General features: G+C 68.5%; 15 protein-coding genes. 6 read left to right on the top strand and 9 right to left on the bottom strand.

Annotated elements, in window-relative coordinates; genetic code table 11:
• Nucleotides 1-240 precede the first annotated feature (240 nt).
• The gene (locus AC0685_RS30620) at nucleotides 241-873 is read left to right on the top strand and encodes a sigma-70 family RNA polymerase sigma factor (protein ID WP_478228667.1); all 633 of its coding nucleotides are present in this window, start codon (nucleotides 241-243) and stop codon (nucleotides 871-873) included.
• On the opposite strand, the gene AC0685_RS30615 is transcribed toward AC0685_RS30620, so the two are convergent.
• From AC0685_RS30615 to AC0685_RS30595, 5 genes are all read right to left on the bottom strand, one after another.
• Nucleotides 870-1,517, bottom strand: a complete 648-nt coding sequence (locus AC0685_RS30615) for a response regulator transcription factor (RefSeq protein WP_340683654.1) — start codon at nucleotides 1,515-1,517, stop codon at nucleotides 870-872. The two genes, AC0685_RS30620 and AC0685_RS30615, sit on opposite strands and share 4 nt — an antisense overlap.
• Nucleotides 1,514-3,043 (bottom strand): sensor histidine kinase, encoded by a 1,530-nt coding sequence (locus AC0685_RS30610; protein WP_478228666.1) that lies wholly within the window; start codon nucleotides 3,041-3,043, stop codon nucleotides 1,514-1,516. The genes AC0685_RS30615 and AC0685_RS30610 overlap by 4 nt, the downstream gene beginning before the upstream one ends.
• Before the next feature lie 48 nt (nucleotides 3,044-3,091).
• Nucleotides 3,092-3,607: a pyridoxamine 5'-phosphate oxidase family protein gene (locus AC0685_RS30605; RefSeq protein WP_478228665.1), complete on the bottom strand. Its 516-nt coding sequence runs from the start codon at nucleotides 3,605-3,607 to the stop codon at nucleotides 3,092-3,094.
• A gap of 134 nt (nucleotides 3,608-3,741) precedes the next feature.
• A complete protein-coding gene (locus tag AC0685_RS30600) occupies nucleotides 3,742-4,173 on the bottom strand; it encodes a nitroreductase/quinone reductase family protein (RefSeq protein WP_478228664.1) in 432 nt (143 codons plus the stop codon).
• A 10-nt stretch (nucleotides 4,174-4,183) separates the two neighbouring features.
• Nucleotides 4,184-4,966: a TetR/AcrR family transcriptional regulator C-terminal domain-containing protein gene (locus AC0685_RS30595; protein WP_478228663.1), complete on the bottom strand. Its 783-nt coding sequence runs from the start codon at nucleotides 4,964-4,966 to the stop codon at nucleotides 4,184-4,186.
• Nucleotides 4,967-5,044: 78 nt separating this feature from the next.
• On the opposite strand from AC0685_RS30595, the gene AC0685_RS30590 reads away from it, so the two are divergent.
• Entirely contained in the window at nucleotides 5,045-7,306 is a 2,262-nt protein-coding gene (locus AC0685_RS30590; protein ID WP_478228662.1) for an ATP-binding cassette domain-containing protein, read from the top strand.
• Nucleotides 7,307-7,355: 49 nt separating this feature from the next.
• Here AC0685_RS30590 and AC0685_RS30585 read toward each other — a convergent pair whose 3' ends face one another.
• Nucleotides 7,356-8,213 carry a hypothetical protein gene (locus AC0685_RS30585; RefSeq protein ID WP_478228661.1) on the bottom strand — a complete coding sequence of 286 codons (858 nt, stop codon included), beginning with the start codon at nucleotides 8,211-8,213 and terminating at the stop codon, nucleotides 7,356-7,358.
• A gap of 137 nt (nucleotides 8,214-8,350) precedes the next feature.
• On the opposite strand from AC0685_RS30585, the gene AC0685_RS30580 reads away from it, so the two are divergent.
• The 4 genes from AC0685_RS30580 (at nucleotide 8,351) to AC0685_RS30565 (ending at nucleotide 11,636) form a co-directional block, all read left to right on the top strand.
• Nucleotides 8,351-9,484, top strand: a complete 1,134-nt coding sequence (locus tag AC0685_RS30580; protein WP_478228660.1) for a metallophosphoesterase — start codon at nucleotides 8,351-8,353, stop codon at nucleotides 9,482-9,484.
• 124 nt (nucleotides 9,485-9,608) lie between these two features.
• Entirely contained in the window at nucleotides 9,609-10,253 is a 645-nt protein-coding gene (locus AC0685_RS30575) for a DUF998 domain-containing protein (protein ID WP_478228659.1), read from the top strand.
• Between the two features lie 23 nt (nucleotides 10,254-10,276).
• Nucleotides 10,277-11,074 carry an alpha/beta fold hydrolase gene (locus AC0685_RS30570; protein WP_478228658.1) on the top strand — a complete coding sequence of 266 codons (798 nt, stop codon included), beginning with the start codon at nucleotides 10,277-10,279 and terminating at the stop codon, nucleotides 11,072-11,074.
• A 13-nt stretch (nucleotides 11,075-11,087) separates the two neighbouring features.
• Nucleotides 11,088-11,636: an O-acetyl-ADP-ribose deacetylase gene (locus tag AC0685_RS30565; RefSeq protein WP_478228657.1), complete on the top strand. Its 549-nt coding sequence runs from the start codon at nucleotides 11,088-11,090 to the stop codon at nucleotides 11,634-11,636.
• Between the two features lie 360 nt (nucleotides 11,637-11,996).
• Here AC0685_RS30565 and AC0685_RS30560 read toward each other — a convergent pair whose 3' ends face one another.
• From AC0685_RS30560 to AC0685_RS30550, 3 genes are read right to left on the bottom strand one after another with little or no spacing between them, the layout of a single operon-like run.
• Nucleotides 11,997-12,980: a TolB family protein gene (locus AC0685_RS30560; RefSeq protein WP_478228656.1), complete on the bottom strand. Its 984-nt coding sequence runs from the start codon at nucleotides 12,978-12,980 to the stop codon at nucleotides 11,997-11,999.
• Nucleotides 12,977-14,221: an MFS transporter gene (locus AC0685_RS30555; protein ID WP_478228655.1), complete on the bottom strand. Its 1,245-nt coding sequence runs from the start codon at nucleotides 14,219-14,221 to the stop codon at nucleotides 12,977-12,979. The genes AC0685_RS30560 and AC0685_RS30555 overlap by 4 nt, the downstream gene beginning before the upstream one ends.
• A 60-nt stretch (nucleotides 14,222-14,281) precedes the next feature.
• Complete coding sequence (locus AC0685_RS30550; RefSeq protein ID WP_478228654.1) at nucleotides 14,282-15,868, bottom strand: discoidin domain-containing protein; 1,587 nt, start codon at nucleotides 15,866-15,868, stop codon at nucleotides 14,282-14,284.
• Nucleotides 15,869-15,914 lie beyond the last annotated feature (46 nt).

Here is a 15,914-nt window from a genome sequence, read left to right as displayed (position 1 = left end):
GATTCCTCCGTGAAAGGGCGGCCTGCCGCCGCGCTGGGCTAATTGTCTAGACCAATCTGGCGAAAGTCCATACCCCGGGGACACCAGGGCCTAAAGACCCGACTACTCCGGGCTGCTGTACCGGTGTGACGCGCGGACGCGCTCCGTAACGTCAAGAGGGCCAGACAGGCCTGGGGGCTTTCGGGAGGTGGGGACGATGGAAACGCACAGGGGCGTGCCGAGAACGGCCGATCCGGCGTGATGACCGTGTCCGAAGCCGTACGCCCGACATATCAGCCCCGCCCGGGAGAGCCGGACGGTGAACTGATCCGTGCGGCGATCAAGGGTGACCGGCGGGCCGTCGGGAGCCTGCTGGCGCTTCTCCGGCCGATCGTGTTCCGATACTGCGTGGGCAGGCTGGGCATGACGACACGCGGCGTCTCCAGCGCCGACGACTGCACGCAGGAGGTCCTGATGGCCGTCCTCGTCGCCTTGCCGCGCTACAGCTACCAGGACGTCAGCTTCCTGCCGTACGTCTTCGGGATCGCCTCGCACAAGGTCGCCGACGTCCGCCGGAACCTCGCCCGCGACCCGTCCGCGCCGGTGCCCGATCCGGAGCCCGAACAGGACGGGCCGTGGAATCCGACGTTCGAAGAGGTCGAGAAGGCGGACCGCGGCCGCCGGTTGTCGCGGCTGGTCGAAATCCTTTCGGCGAAGCAACGCGCCGTGCTGGTGCTGCGCGTGGTCCACGGGTACAGCGCCGAAGAGACCGCCGTCGCGCTGGGCATGGCGAGCGCGGGCGCGGTCCGCGTCACCCAGCACCGGGCCCTCCACGAACTGCGCCGGGTGCTGCGCGAGGATCCCGATTTCGCCGGCGGGTTCACCTTCTTCTAGGAGGTGGACCTGCGGCGTTGCGTGGCGTAGACGGCGGCGGCGGTCCGGCGTTCGAAACCGAGCTTGTGCAGCAGGGACGACACGTAGTTCTTGACCGTCTTCTCCGCCAGGTACAGCTTTTCCGCGATCTGGCGGTTCGTCAGCCCGTCGGCGATGTGGTCGAGCACCCGCCGCTCCTGCGGGCTCAGCTGTTCGTATCGCGGGTCCTGGAGGTCGCTCTCCCCGCGCAGCCGGTTCATCACCGACGCCGTCAGCGTGCTGTCCAGGAGCGATCCGCCCGCGGCGACCGTGCGGACCGCCTTGACGAGCGCGTCGCCGGAGACCTGCTTGAGCATGTACCCGGCCGCACCCGCCATGATCGCGCCGAACAACGCGTCGTCGTCCGAATAAGAGGTCAGCATCAGGCAGGCGGGCGGCGGATCGACGGACGCCCGGATCTCCCGGCAGACGCTGACCCCTTCACCGTCCGGCAGCCGGACGTCGAGCACCGCGACCTGGGGTTTGACCGCGGGGATCCGCACGTAGGCCTCGGCGGCCGTGGACGCCTCGCCGACCACGGTGAGATCGTCTTCGGCCTCGAAGACGGTCTTCAGCCCGGTGCGGACGAGTTCGTGATCGTCCAGCAGGAACACCGAAATCGTCATCCCACGCTCCCCTGTCGGGCCGGCAGCTCCACCGACCAGTCGAGCCTCGTCCCGCCCTCCGGCCTCGCTTCGACGCTGAACGACCCGTTCCAGCGTGCCGCGCGTTCGGCGAGGTTCGCCACCCCGCTGCGATGACCTGGTTCGGCGGGCATGCCGACGCCGTCGTCCACCACCGAAAGCTTCAGCCGTCGCCCGTCGCGGTCGACCGAGACGTCGACCGAAACCGTCGTCGCCGCGGCGTGTCTGACCACATTGGACAGTGCCTCGCGCAGGGTCGCGATGAGGTCCGAGCGGACGGTGTCCGGCACGCTCGAGTCGAGCGGCCCGTCGAACCCGACCCGGGGTTCCGACGCGCAGCCCGCGTCCAGCGCGACGCGCAGCAGCTCCGACCGGAGGCTGCCCTGTGCTTCCGCCGGTTCCTGCAGCGAAAAGATGCTGTTGCGGATCTCCCGGATCGTGCGGTCGATCTCGTGCGCGAACCCGGTCACGCGACCGGCGACGGCGGGTTCGACCGCGAGCCTGCTGAGTCCCTCCAGACCGAGCCCGATCGCGAACAGCCGCTGGATCACCAGGTCGTGCAGGTCGCGGGCGATCCGATCGCGGTCCTCGAAGACGGCGAGCCGCTGCCTGTCCTGCTGCGCGCGGGCGAATTCGACCGCGAGCGCGGCGTGCGCCGCGAAGGTCTCCGCGAGCTGGACGTCGTAGGCGGAGAAAGGGGTCCTGTCGCGGAACTTCGCCACCAGCAGGACACCGAGTTTCTCCTCGCCGGCGATCAGCGGGACGACGACCGTGGAGTCGAGGTCCTTGATCGCCGCGGGCATGACGGCACCGCGCCCGCTCTGGTACTCGACGACCTTCTCGCCGTAGTCCCGGACCACGACGGGTTTACCGGTGGTGAACGCCATCCCGGTCGCGGTGCCCTCGGTCGGCACGACCATCCCGGCGAGCCGGTCCGCGTCCGGGCCCGGCGGCTCGACGACCTCGAAGATCAGCTGCCCGTCGCCGCGGGGACGGGCCACCGCGCCCGCGGTGGCACCGGCGACGACGCGGGCGCGCTCGGCGATCAGGCGCAGGGTCGCGGTCAGATCCTGGTCGGTCAGGAGCGCGCCGGTGACGTGATACGAGGCTTCGAGCCAGCGTTCGCGCCGCTGCACCTGCTCGAACAGCGCGGCGTTCTCGATCACCACACCGGCCGCCGCGGTGAGCGCGACGAGCAGATCCTCTTCGGCTTCGGTGAACTCCTCGCCGTCCGGTTTGCGGGCGAGGTACAGCATCCCGAAGATGCGCCCGCGCATGCGGATCGGCATCACGCGGGACTCGTCCTCGGACGGCGGCAGCTCCCATGCGTCGCCGAAGCGGATGAACTCGTCGGAATCGAGCACGCTCAGCGCCCCGTACGGCGCACCGGTCAGCTCGCAGGCGGATTCGACCATCCGCCGCAGGACGTCGGAGAGGCTGAGATCGTGGGCGATCCCGGCCACCGCGTCCAGAATCCTGGGCGCCTTGGCGTCGCTCGCCGCACTCATCCGCCGCACTGACGTCACCGTCCCGGAGTAACTCCCCGGGCAGTGGGGTCAGGAATGACAGACGCGCCCGGATAGCTCATCTGGTGCGTCGATCACAGACAGCGCTTCGTTACTGCAAGCGCCGAGGATCCTTCGACCGGTCACCGATTCGATCGGGATGCGAAGGTACCGGAAATCCGCCTGACCAGTCCAGCAGCTCAGCGGCAGGGTCTCGAGTTCGGCGATCACGATTGGATCACGCACCTCGGAGGCGCGGCCGACGACGGTGACGAACCAGCCCGTCCCCAGGTCCTTTCCGAACTCGTCGACGGCGAACGCCACCACACTGTCGAGTACCCCGGCGAACAACGCGCTCTGCGACGGCGTCCGGACCACGATCGCGCCGTGGTGGAGCGCGAACCGCGCGGGCTGGATCGCAGGCATGGCCCGCGAAGTGAACACCACCCGGCCGAGCCCGGCACCCGCGAGCAGTGCCAGGCACTGCTCGCGGCCGAGCGTCGCGAGACCCAAGGAGTCGGACATCGGCATCCCCGCGTTCTCGTCGTGTGGTTCGTCGAGATCCACGGTCCCCGGCTTACCGACTCGCCGGTAGGGCCGATGGACCCGGCCCGTGCGGGGGATGGGGCCGGTTGGTCGTGAGTGGCGATTCGGGTTAGAACCCGAATCGCCACTCACGACCAACCGGACCAAACACGCACCTACGCCTTGGGCGACAACAGCACCACGGGGATCTCGCGTTCGGTCTTGGTCTGGTACTGCGCGTAGTTCTTGAAGTCCGCGGTGATCTTGGGCCACAGGAGGGCGCGCTGCTCGGCGTCGGCCACGCTCGCGACCATCGGCTTCGCGCTCTCGCCCTTCAGGGTCACCTGGACGTCGGGGTTGTCTCGGAGGTTGAGGAACCACGCCGGGTGCTGGTCGTCACCGCCGCGCGAGGCGACGATGACGTACGCGTCACCCTCGCGCAGCGGCGAAGTCAGCAGCACGGTGCGCGGCTGGCCGGATTTGCGGCCGATGGTGGTCAGCTCCAGGACGGTCATCCCGGCGACCTGCCAGCCGGCGCGGCCGCCGCTGACCTTCTGGATGACGCGGTGGACGGCGTTCATGGTCTTCAAGGCGAAATCGGAGGGCATGCGGAGAAGGCTACTCCGCTTTCGTCGCGACTTCGATTCCGTCCAGGATGACCGCCAGCGAGAACTCGAAGGCCTCCCTCGCCTCCTGCTCCAGATAGGACACCGTCTCGTCCTCCATCCGGAACGCGTGCTCACTCTCCATCCAGGTCAACGTCGGGAAACGTTCGGCGAAGTCCGGCGAGACCTCTTTCAGATGCGCGGAGCGCGCGTACCACCACTCGTCGTCGGACTGCCCGGTCACCTTTTCGGCCAGCCGCGCCTCCGAGGCCGTCCTGGCAGGCTCGCGCACGCACGAGTACAGCGCGCCGACCAGCCGCCGCAACGCCGTCGGCCGCAATCCGGTCCGGCGCAGGATCTTCACCAGCGCCTCCAGGACGACGTACTCGTTCGGCCCGAGCACCGGCCGCGCCTGCGAGACCTGCAGGACCCAGGGGTGCCGCAGGTAGAAGTCCCAAAGGTCCTCGGCCCAGCGTGCGGCGTCGGCCCGCCAGCCATCTCCGTCGTAAGCAGTCGAAAGCTCGGCGAGCGCCTTGTCGTACATGAGATCGACGAGTTCGCTCTTGCTCGGGACATAGGTGTAGAGCGCCATGGCCGTGCGGCCGAGCCGGTCCCCGACCGCCCGCATCGAAAGGCCCGCCATACCTTCGGCGTCCGCGATGGCGATGGCGGTTTCGACGATCAGATCCACCGAAAGCCCCGGTTTGGGGCCGGGTCGCTCGGCGTCCCGCGACTCGGTCCGCCACAGCAGTGCCATCGACCGCCGGGGGTCTCCCTGCGCCGCGTAGACGACCACTTGCCAACTCCTTACAGCATAAACTAACCTCTGCTACCCTCACTTTACAGGCTAAAGAGTTCCAACCAGGGGAGAGCCATGCCTTCGGCCGCCGACAGCCACGACATGATCCAGGTGCGCGGAGCCAGAGAGAACAACCTCGCCGACGTCTCGGTCGACATCCCCAAACGCCGCCTCACCGTCTTCACCGGTGTCTCGGGTTCGGGGAAGTCGTCCTTGGTGTTCGGCACCATCGCCGCGGAGTCGCAGCGGCTGATCAACGAGACCTACACCGCGTTCATCCAGTCCTTCATGGCCCCGGTCGGACGGCCGGACGTGGACGCGCTGCGGAACCTGAGCGCCGCGATCGTCGTCGACCAGGAGCGGATGGGCGCCAACTCCCGGTCCACGGTCGGCACCGCGACCGACGCGCACACGATGCTGCGGATCGTCTTCAGCAGGCTGGGAACGCCGCACGTGGGGACGTCGGGAGCGTTCAGCTTCAACCTTCCCGAGGGGATGTGCCCCGAATGCGAGGGGCTGGGCAAGGTCTCCAGCATCGATATCGACCAGCTGGTCGACAAGGAGCTTTCGCTCGACGAAGGGGCGATCACCGTCCCGAACTTCACGCCCGGCAGCTGGTACTGGAAGGGGCTGGCGGAGTCCGGTTTCGTCGATCCCGCGGTCAAGCTGAAGGACTACACCCCGCAGCAGTGGGAAGACTTCATGCACAAGCCCGCCACCAAGATGAAGCTCGGCGGGATGAACACCACCTACGAAGGCCTGCTCGTGAAGGTGCAGCGGCTGTTCCTGTCGAAGGACAAGGAAGCGACACAGCCGCACATCCGGGCCTTCGTGGACCGGGCGATCACCTTCCGGCGGTGCCCGGCGTGCGAAGGCGCGCGGCTCAACCAGGCGGCGCTGTCCTCGAAGATCGAGGGGCTGAACATCGCCGACTGCTCGTCTATGCAGATCAACGACCTGGCGGACTTCCTCCGCAAGATCGACGATCCGTCGGTCGGGCCGCTGATGCAGACCCTGCGCGGCACCCTCGACTCGCTCGTCGAGATCGGCCTCGGTTACCTGAGCCTCGACCGTGAATCGGGGACGCTGTCCGGCGGCGAGGCGCAGCGCGTGAAGATGGTGCGGCACCTGGGTTCCAGCCTCACCGACGTCACGTATGTCTTCGACGAACCGACCGTCGGGCTGCACCCGCACGACATCCAGCGGATGAACGGTCTCCTCCTGCTCTTGAAGGACAAGGGGAACACGGTACTCGTGGTCGAGCACAAACCGGAGACGATCGAGATCGCCGACCACGTCGTCGACCTCGGCCCCGGCGCCGGGCCGAACGGCGGGCAGATCTGTTACACCGGTGACGTCGCCGGACTGCGCGCGTCCGGCACGCTGACCGGGCGGCACCTCGACCACCGGGCGCGGTTGCGCACCGACGTCCGCGTGGCACGCGGGCAGATCGAGATCCGGAACGCGACCCGGCACAACCTGCGCGGTGTCGACGTGGATATCCCGCTCGGGGTGCTGACGGTGGTCACCGGCGTCGCCGGTTCGGGCAAGAGCTCGCTCATCCACGGCTCACTGTCCACAAGGGACGACGTGGTGGTGCTCGACCAGTCGGCCATCCGCGGCTCGCGGCGAAGCAACCCGGCGACCTACACCGGCCTGCTCGACCCGATCCGCACCGCGTTCGCCAAGGCCAATGGCGTCAAGGCGGCCCTGTTCAGCGCGAACTCCGAAGGCGCCTGCCCGAAGTGCAAGGGCATCGGCCTGATCTACACGGACCTGGCGATGATGGCCGGCGTGGCGACGGTCTGCGAGGACTGCGAGGGCAAGCGGTTCACCGCCGAGGTGCTGACGTACAAGCTGCGGGGCAAGGACATCAGCGAGGTCCTCGCGATGCCCGTCGCCGAGGCGCGCGAGTTCTTCCCCTCGGGGCAGGCACGGACGATCCTGGACCGGCTTTCCGACGTCGGCCTCGGCTACCTCGGGCTCGGGCAGCCGCTCACGACCCTGTCCGGCGGGGAACGGCAGCGGATCAAGCTCGCCATCCGGATGGCGGAGAAGTCGGCGACGTACGTCCTCGACGAACCGACCACCGGCCTGCACCTCGCCGACGTCGACCAGCTGCTGGGCCTGCTGGACCGGCTCGTCGACGACGGGAACACGGTGGTGGTGATCGAGCATCACCAGGCGGTGATGGCGCACGCGGACTGGATCGTGGATCTCGGGCCGGGCGCGGGTTCGGACGGGGGTCAGGTGGTGTTCACGGGGACTCCGGGCGATCTGGTCGCCTCCGGTGACACGCTCACGGCGCGGCACCTTCGCACCTACGTCGGCCGCTAGCGCGCTAGGAAAGGTCCTTTCCTAGCGAATTTTGCAAGGAAAGGACCTTTCATTGCACGCGGGACCGGCGCCGAACCGCTTCACGAGCACCCACCGCACCGATAAGCCCCAGCACCCCCAAAGCGACCCCCGAAGTCACCATCTCGACCGGCGAAGCCGCCACCGGCGAAACCCCGGTCACCGACTCCAGCCCCACCACCGCGGTCAGCACCGAGTAAGCACCGATCGCCACCCACACGAGCCGCACGCGCCGCCGTTCCGCCCAGTCCGCGAACCGCAGCAGCCACGCGAGCCCCGGCACGATGAGGATCGCGTGCATCGCCACCGCGTGCAGCGGCTTCAGCGCACCGGCGGTGGTGTACGCGGCCTGCGGGTTCCCGCCCCGCGCCGCCACGACGCCGCTCGCGATCATGGCCGCGCCCGCGCCCAGCGCCACCAGCAGCGCGACGAGGCCGAACCGCACCGCGAGCCGCATACTCGCCGTGGTCTCCCCTTCGCCGCGCAGCGCCGCGGCCGTGAACGAGACCGCCGTCAGGATGATGACGCCGCCGCCCGCGGCGAGTGTCGTCGACACAGCGTTGTCGAGGCCGGTCTCGAAGTTGAAATGCGACGGCACCCCGCGCCAGGCCTGCATGCTCACGAGCACCGTCTCGACGACGCTCGCCACCGTGAAGACGCCGAGCAGCATGTTCCGCACGCGCGGCCGCACCGCGACGTAAGACGTCGCCCAGGCGACGGTGATCAGCGTCAGCCCGAACGACAGGCCGAACGTGACCGCCTTCCGCATCGACAGCGGCCCGGTCCAGGAACCGCCGGACGCGACCAGCACGACCGCGTGCACGAGACCGCTGAGGAACAGGAGCGCCCCGGTCGCGTAGGCGACGCGTTCGATCGTCCGTCTCTTCATGCCGAAGAGTCTCTTCCGCGGCGAGACGAAAAGCGTCGGCCGTGAAGCGACACCACGCGTACGCCCATCTACGTACCTGAGACGCCCTCAGCGAAGACGACGGTAGAGACCAATGGTCTGTTAGTCTGGCCGACATCATGCCCCGCATCCTTGTCCGCGTCGCCGCGCTGATCGCCGTTCTCGCCCTCCTGTTCGGAGTGCCGTGGTGGACGATCATCGGCTCCCCCGCACTCCCGGCCGCGTTCGAAGTCCTCGGCACGGTCGTGTTCGCCACCGCCGCGGTCGCCGTCCCCGCGTGCATGGTCCTCGGCCACGGCCCGTGGCAGCGTGATCTCGCGGCGAAGATCGGTGATCTCTCGCTCGGGTTGATCTGGCTGCTGTTCTCCTTGTCGGTACTCGGAAACGTGCTGCGGCTCGTCCTCGCCGTGTCCGGAGTGGACAGTGCGGCGGGAATCGTGTCCGGCGTCGTCCTGGTCGCCTTCGCGGCGCTGGCGGCGTACGGGATGTTCGAGGCCCGGCGCGTGCCGAGGCTCAAAGAACTCGACGTCGTGCTCCCCCGCCTCGGCGCCGGGCTCGACGGTCTCCGCTTCGCGATCATCACCGACACCCACTTCGGTCCGCTGAACCGGACGACGTGGTCGGAGAAGGTCGTCGAAGTGGTGAACGAGCTCGACGCGGACGTCGTGGCCCACGCGGGCGACCTCGCCGACGGTACCGTCGCCAAGCGGCAGGAGCAGGTCGCGCCGCTCGGGAAGGTGCGGGCGAAGCTCGGCAAGTTCTACATCACCGGCAACCACGAGTACTTCGGCGAGGCGCAGGCCTGGCTCGACCACATGCGCGACCTCGGCTGGGAGACGCTGCACAACCGGCACGTGCCCGTCGGCCGCGGCGGGGACACGCTCGTCTTCGCCGGTATCGACGACCCGACCGGCGCCGCCTCCGGCCTGCCCGGCCACGGCCCCGACCTGCCCGCCGCGCTCGACGGCGTCCCCGCGAGCACTCCGGTCGTCCTGCTCGCCCACCAGCCGAAGCAGGTCAAGCAGGCCGCCGAAGCCCGTATCGATCTCCAGATCTCCGGGCACACCCACGGCGGCCAGATCTGGCCGTTCCATCTCCTGGTCCGGCTCGACCAGCCGGTACTGGCCGGGCTTTCGCGCCACGGCGAGCGCACGCAGCTCTACACGAGCCGCGGCACCGGCTTCTGGGGACCGCCGCTGCGCGTCTTCGCGCCGAGCGAGATCACTCTCCTGACCTTGCGAAACGGCAAGTAGTCACCGGGTCGCGACACCTCCGGCGTCGCACCACCCACCGCCGACAAATTTTTTTGTCTTGACAACTGAGGCTTTCGGAGCGAGAGTTGTGCCAACGCATCAACCGCCCCGAAAGGCCGAAACGATGACCATCACCGCCACCCGAACCCACGTCGCGCTCCCCACTCGCGCCCTGCTTGCCTGCGGCGCCGTCTCGGGTCCGCTGTACTTCCTGACCTCGCTCACCCAGGCCGCCGTACGCGACGGCTTCGACCCGGCGAAGCACCCGGCGAGCATGCTGAGCAACGGCGACGCCGGCTGGATCCAGGTGACGAACTTCCTGGTCACCGGGGTCCTGATGATCGCGGGAGCGATCGGGCTGAGCCGGACGCTCGAATCGGGCAGAGGCAGCACGTGGGGGCCACGGCTGCTGGGCGTCTTCGGCGTCAGCCTGCTGTTCGCCGCGGTCTTCAAGGCCGACCCCGGCAACGGCTTCCCGGTCGGCACCGGCCCCGCCACCCTCAGCACCGCGGGCGTCCTGCACATGGCCGCCGGCTCGATCGGTTTCCTGTCGCTGATCGTCGCGACCTTCGTGTTCGCGAGCCGCTTCTCCCGTGAGGGCAGCCGCGGCTGGGCCGTCTACTCCCGCTCCACCGGCATCGCGTTCTTCGCCGCCTTCGCCACGACGAGCTCCGGCAACGCGAACGCCGTCGTGATGCTCGCCTTCTGGGCCACCGTGATGCTGGCCTGGGGCTGGGTCACCGCCGTCATCCTCCGCACCAACCGCTGAACACATCCAGGAGACTTACCGCCATGAGCACCGTGACCTCGCAAGACGGCACCACCATCGCCTACACCCGCATCGGCTCCGGCCCCGCCGTCATCCTGGTCGACGGCGCGATGTGCCACCGGGAGTTCGGCCCGGCCACGCCGCTGGCCGCCGAACTGGCCGCGCACTTCACCGTCTACACCTACGACCGCCGCGGCCGCGGCGAAAGCGGCGACACCGCGCCGTTCTCCGTCGCCCGCGAAGTCGAGGACATCGCCGCGCTGATCAAGGAAGCGGGCGGGACCGCCTACGTCTACGGGATCTCGTCCGGCGCCGCGCTCGCCCTCGAAGCCGCGAAAGCCGGGCTCCCGATCACGAAACTTGCGGTCTACGAGTTCCCGCTGGTCGTCGACGACACCCGCCCGCCGGTCCCGGCCGACTACGCCGAACGGCTGGAGAAGGCCATCGCCACCGGCAAACCCGGCACCGCGATCAAGACCTTCATGCGGGAAGGCGTCCGTGTCCCGGCTCCGGTCGTCTTCATGATGCAGTTCATGCCGGCCTGGCCGAAGCTGAAGAAGGTCGCGCCGACCCTGCGCTACGACGCCGCCCTGTTCGACGGTCTGCACGACGGCACCCCGTTGCCCGAAGGCCACTGGGCGAGCGTGTCCGTGCCGACGCTGGTCATGGACGGCGGCAAGAGCCCCGCGTGGGTCCGCAACGGTGTCGCCGCGCTGGCCAAGGCGGTCCCCGGCGCCGAGCACCGCACGATCGAAGGCCAGACGCATATGCTCAAGCCGAAGGCCGTGGCCCCGGTCCTGATCGAGTACTTCACCGACTGACGGAGCGATCACGATGATCGAACTGGTCGAAGGCGACATCACCGAGCAGCGGGTCGACGTCGTGGTCAACGCCGCGAACTCGTCACTGCTCGGGGGCGGCGGGGTGGACGGCGCGATCCACCGCCGCGGCGGGCCGGAGATCCTCGCCGAATGCCGGGCGCTGCGCGCGGGGCACTACGGCAAGGGACTGAAGACCGGAGAGGCGGTCGCCACCACGGCGGGCCGCCTCCCGGCGCGCTGGGTGGTGCACACCGTCGGGCCGGTGTGGTCCGATTCCGAAGACCGCTCCGCACTACTGGCGGCCAGCCACCGCAACTCGCTGCACGTGGCCGCCGATCTCGGCGCGCACACCGTGGCGTTCCCCGCGATCTCGACCGGGATCTACCGATGGCCGGTCGAATCCGCGGCTGAGATCGCCCTCGAGACCGTGGTGAACACGCTCTCGGCCGGGTCGTGCTCCGTGGAGCTGGTGCGGTTCGCACTGTTCGGGAAGCCCGCTTACGACGTGTTCCGCGAGCAGGCGGAAGCCATGGGCCTCGTGAGTGGTAAGGACGGTTATTGAGGGGTAAGGCAAATGTGGCGTGCTGCGTGCTGGAGGCCCGGCCTGCCGGGCTGATCGCGCCCCCACTGTCCACAAGGGACAAAAAAACACCCCGCGTGCCCGATTTGGGCGCTTTGCGTGGGGGTCGTGAGTGGCAATGATCGCTCTAACCGTCTTTGCCACTCACGACCCCGGCAAGAAGCGGACATCATGACATCAATCGGGCGCACAATCGGCGTGAAGCGTCCCAGATGGACACTTCACGCCGGAGTCGGCCGATCTCATCACGAAGCCGGCGAAGACGGCCCGCGTGACAAGGAGTCGATCACGCCACGTTCGCCCTTCCCCTCAATAGAACCGTCCTTACCACTCACGAGCCCACTACACGCCCGCCGGCGAACTGCCCTGCTCGACCACCACCCGGGCCGCCCCGCTCCCGTCCGCCGGAACCGTCCAGATCGCCGAGTCCACGCCGTACGCCACGGTCCGGTCGTCGAGCCAGGTCGCCTGGTCGTCCACGCTGCGCGTCTCGGCCAGCATGGTCTCCTTCCCGGAGGCCAGGTCGAGGACGGCGAGCCGCCACGGCGCCGCGAGGTCGGCGGAAACCTTCTTCTTGAAGGCGATCCGCTTCCCGTCCGGTGAGAGCGACGGGCATTCGACGTTCTCCCGGATCATCCTCGCGACGAGCTTCTCGTAGTCCGCCTCGACCAGGTACGTCTTCCCCTTCGTCCCCACAGTCGCGTAGAAGCGCTTGCCGTCGGGGGTGAAGGTGATCCCCCAGTAGTTCACGTCGGACGAGTAGTACGGCTTGCCGTCGAGCAGGAGCCCCATCTCCTCGATGCTCTTCATCAGTTTCCCGGTCGTCAGGTCGAAGATCCCCGCCCTGGTCGAAAACCCTGTCTCCGCATAGGAATCCCCGTTGACGAACAGCGTCCAGTAGGCGAGCTTCCCGTCCGGCGAGACCCGGCCGCGGCTGGGGGTGCCGGGCAGTTCGATCCGGCGGATCTCCTTGAGGTCCTTGTCCAGCACGATGACGTCGGTCATCGGCGGCAGCACGCCGGGTTGCGCGGCCAGGCACAGCGCGGTCCCCGCCGAGGCGGCGAACCGGTCGCAGCTGAGGCCGGACACCTTCCTCGGCTCGCCGGGCCGGTCGACCGGGACGGTCGCGAGATGGCCGAAGTCGGGGCCTTCGGCGGTGTTGCGGAACAGTAGCTGTCCCTTCGCCTGCACCGAAACGGGTTGCCCGGACACGACGGCGACGGCGTTGACGTCCGGGCCGCGGTCCCGGGAGACGACACCGTAGCCGACGGCCGCCGCGATCAAGACGACGACGGCCGCCACCACTCCCAGGATCCGCGTCCTCATGCGTATGTCCGCAAAGGACGGAGCACGGCGGCGACGACGACCACCACGGCCAGCGCGCCCGCGGCGACCAGGACCGCGGCGTGCAGATCCCACGTGGTCCAGGCGAGTCCGAAAAGGACGGACGCGAGCATCCGCGTGGTCGCCTGCCCGGTCTGCACCAGCGCCAGCCCGCTCGCCCGCTGGTGCTCGGGCAGCAGCGGCCCGGCGGCGGCCATCAGGACACCGTCGGTGGCCGCGTAGAAGACACCGTGCAGCACGAGCGCCAGCACCGCGAGGATGCCGCCGTCCACCGGCCCGAGCAGCGCCAGCAGCGCGACGACCAGCGCGACGTGCCCGCCGAGGAACACCTTCCAGCGGCCGATCCGGTCCGAAAGCCTGCCGAGCGGAACGGCGAGCAGCAGGTACACACCGGCGGTTCCCAATGGCAGCAAGGGAAAGAAGACCGCGCCGAGTTCCCAGCGGCGCTGCAGCACGAGGTAGAGGAACGAGTCGCTGAGGGTGACCAGGCCCAGCAGCGCCGCCCAGACGCAGATCCGGCGGAACGACGCCTGCCGGATCAGGCCGGCGGTCTCGCGCAAGGAGACCTTGGGCCGCTCGGCTCGCGGCTTCGGCTGATGGTCCTTGACCAGCACCACCAGGATGATCACGCCGATCGCGGCGATGCAGAAGCTCGTGAAGAACACAGAGTCGTAGCTGCCGAGGCTGAGCCAGAGCACCGCCATCGCGACCAGCGGTCCGAGGAACGCGCCGAAGGTGTCCATCGCGCGGTGCACACCGAACGCGCGGCCGAGGTGTTCCGGGTCGCTGCTCAAGGTGATCAGCGCGTCCCGCGGCGCGGTCCGGACGCCTTTGCCGGTGCGGTCTGCCGCGAGCACGGCACCGATCGCGACGGTGGACGAACCCGCCAGCATCAGGCCGATCTTGCCCAGTGCCGAGAGCCCGTAACCGAAGCAGGCGACCGCCTTGAGTTTCTGCCAGCGGTCCGCGAGGTGGCCGCCGACGAGCCGGACGACGGCGGTGACACCGGAGTAGAGGCCGTCGAGCACACCGAACTGCAGCGGACTCAGGCCGAGGCCGAGGACGAGGTAGAGCGGGAGTACCGCGGTCACCATCTCCGACGAGATGTCGGTGACCAGGCTGACCAGGCCGAGCGCGACGACGTTCCCGGTGACGGCCCGTTTCACACCGCTCTTCGGGACATCCGCCGCGGCGTCCGCTCCTCTACTGGTGGCTATGTACATGGGAGACCTCCAGCGCCGTGAGGAGGTGCCGGGCCGCGACGCGGCACCTCCTCACGGGGATCAGTGGCAGGTGTAGGTGGGAGAGGAGTCGATGGTCTTGCCGTCGAGACCGATCAGCTGGGTCGAGAAGGCGTTGTCCGACATGTTCAGCTTGAGCACCCCGTAGGTCGAGATCGCCTTCGCCGTGGCCGGGTGCTCCGTCTTGACCGGGTACAGGCTCGCCCCGCCACCTCCGCCGATGATCTGCACCGGACCCGCGGGGTCCTTGTCGCCGTCGGCGTTCTGCGGGTAGAACCGTTCGTAGTGGTGGTCGTGCCCGTTGAGCACCAGGTCGACCTTGTTCTGGACCAGGGTCTCCCAGAGGGTGGCCATCTTGCTGTTGTCGCCGTGGTCACCCGAGGTGTAGCGCGGGTGGTGGTAGTACGCGGCGACGCAGGGCTTCGTGTTGTTCTTCAGGTCCTGCTTGATCCAGTTCAGCTGCTCGTCGCTGATCGCGTTCGCGGCGAGGCCGGGCGAGAACTCCGTGCTGTCGATGGCGACGAAGTGCCAGTTGCCCATTTCCCAGCTGTAGTAGGTCTTCCCGTTCGGCGTCGCGATCTTGCCGAAGTACTGCTTGTAGGCGCCCAGCGGAGTGTGGTCGTAGGTCTCGTGGTTGCCGGGGACCGGGTGCATGATGTTCTTGTACTTGCCCCAGGTCTTGTCGAAGTACTTCGTGAAGTCCTCGATGTGGGCGTCGTCGTACTGGTTGTCGCCCATGGTGATGACCGCGGCCGGGTTCATCTGGCCGACCAGCGCGGCCGTCTTCGGGTGGATGCACGAAGACGACGAAGCGGTGCACTGTTCGGCGATGTCGCCGGAGGCGGCGAGGACGAACGACGAACCGCCCGCCTGTGTGGTCGCCTGGATCTGGTTGCTGGCCGCCGAGGTGTTGCCGGCGGCGTCCTTCGCGCGGACGGTGTACGTGTACGCGGTCGACGCGCTCAGCCCGCTGTCGGTATAGGAAGCGCTTTCCGTAGTGCCGACGACCTGGCCGTTCCGCAGCACCTCGTAGCCGCTGACGCCGACGTTGTCCGTCGAGCCGGTCCACGTCAGGTCCACAGTGGACGCGGTGACCGAACCGGCCTTGAGGTTCGCCGGCGCGGTGGGCGCCTGCGTGTCGCCGGAGGAGTCCGACGTCCCGTAAACCTGCATCTCCCAAAGGGAGTAGCCGTAACTGGTGGCGCGTTTGGTGCCGACGAGGCGCAGGTACCGGCCGCGGGCGGCCAACCCGGTGAGGTCGTCGGTCCCGCCGTTGCCGTTGGTGACGGACTTGATCGAGGTCCACGCCGAGCCGTCGTTGGAGACTTCCAGCCGGTACGCGGTGGCGTACGCCGCTTCCCAGTTCAGCTTGACCCGGTTGATGGCCGAAGGGCCGCCGAGGTCGACGCGGATGAACTGCGGGTCCACGCCTTCCGCGCTCGCCCAGCGGGTGGTGCTCTTGCCGTCGACGGCGAGCGGACCGCCGTAAGAGGAGTTCTCCACCGAGGAGACGAGGACGGGTTTACCTTGGGACAAAAGGACATCAGCGGCTTGTGCGTTACCGCTGAGCAGCGTCGGCAACAGGATGACGGCCGCGCCTAGTGGCAGTAGTCGGGTTCGGGCCTTCACATCGATCTCCCCGGGAATCCGTGGCGGCGGGTTGAGAGGGACGGGT

The organism is Amycolatopsis sp. NPDC043889, from assembly GCF_056435645.1.
The sequence above is the reverse complement of the archived record's forward strand: the minus strand, read 5'-3'. Positions and strand labels throughout refer to the sequence as shown.

Coding starts and splice junctions, on each gene's coding strand:
- AC0685_RS30580 (WP_478228660.1), top strand. CDS start 8,351: ATGCCCCGCATCCTTGTCCGCGTCGCCGCGCTGATCGCCGTTCTCGCC.
- AC0685_RS30585 (WP_478228661.1), bottom strand. CDS start 8,213: ATGAAGAGACGGACGATCGAACGCGTCGCCTACGCGACCGGGGCGCTC.
- AC0685_RS30570 (WP_478228658.1), top strand. CDS start 10,277: ATGAGCACCGTGACCTCGCAAGACGGCACCACCATCGCCTACACCCGC.
- AC0685_RS30620 (WP_478228667.1), top strand. CDS start 241: ATGACCGTGTCCGAAGCCGTACGCCCGACATATCAGCCCCGCCCGGGA.
- AC0685_RS30575 (WP_478228659.1), top strand. CDS start 9,609: ATGACCATCACCGCCACCCGAACCCACGTCGCGCTCCCCACTCGCGCC.
- AC0685_RS30615 (WP_340683654.1), bottom strand. CDS start 1,517: ATGACGATTTCGGTGTTCCTGCTGGACGATCACGAACTCGTCCGCACC.
- AC0685_RS30565 (WP_478228657.1), top strand. CDS start 11,088: ATGATCGAACTGGTCGAAGGCGACATCACCGAGCAGCGGGTCGACGTC.
- AC0685_RS30610 (WP_478228666.1), bottom strand. CDS start 3,043: ATGAGTGCGGCGAGCGACGCCAAGGCGCCCAGGATTCTGGACGCGGTG.
- AC0685_RS30600 (WP_478228664.1), bottom strand. CDS start 4,173: ATGCCCTCCGATTTCGCCTTGAAGACCATGAACGCCGTCCACCGCGTC.
- AC0685_RS30560 (WP_478228656.1), bottom strand. CDS start 12,980: ATGAGGACGCGGATCCTGGGAGTGGTGGCGGCCGTCGTCGTCTTGATC.
- AC0685_RS30590 (WP_478228662.1), top strand. CDS start 5,045: ATGCCTTCGGCCGCCGACAGCCACGACATGATCCAGGTGCGCGGAGCC.
- AC0685_RS30555 (WP_478228655.1), bottom strand. CDS start 14,221: ATGTACATAGCCACCAGTAGAGGAGCGGACGCCGCGGCGGATGTCCCG.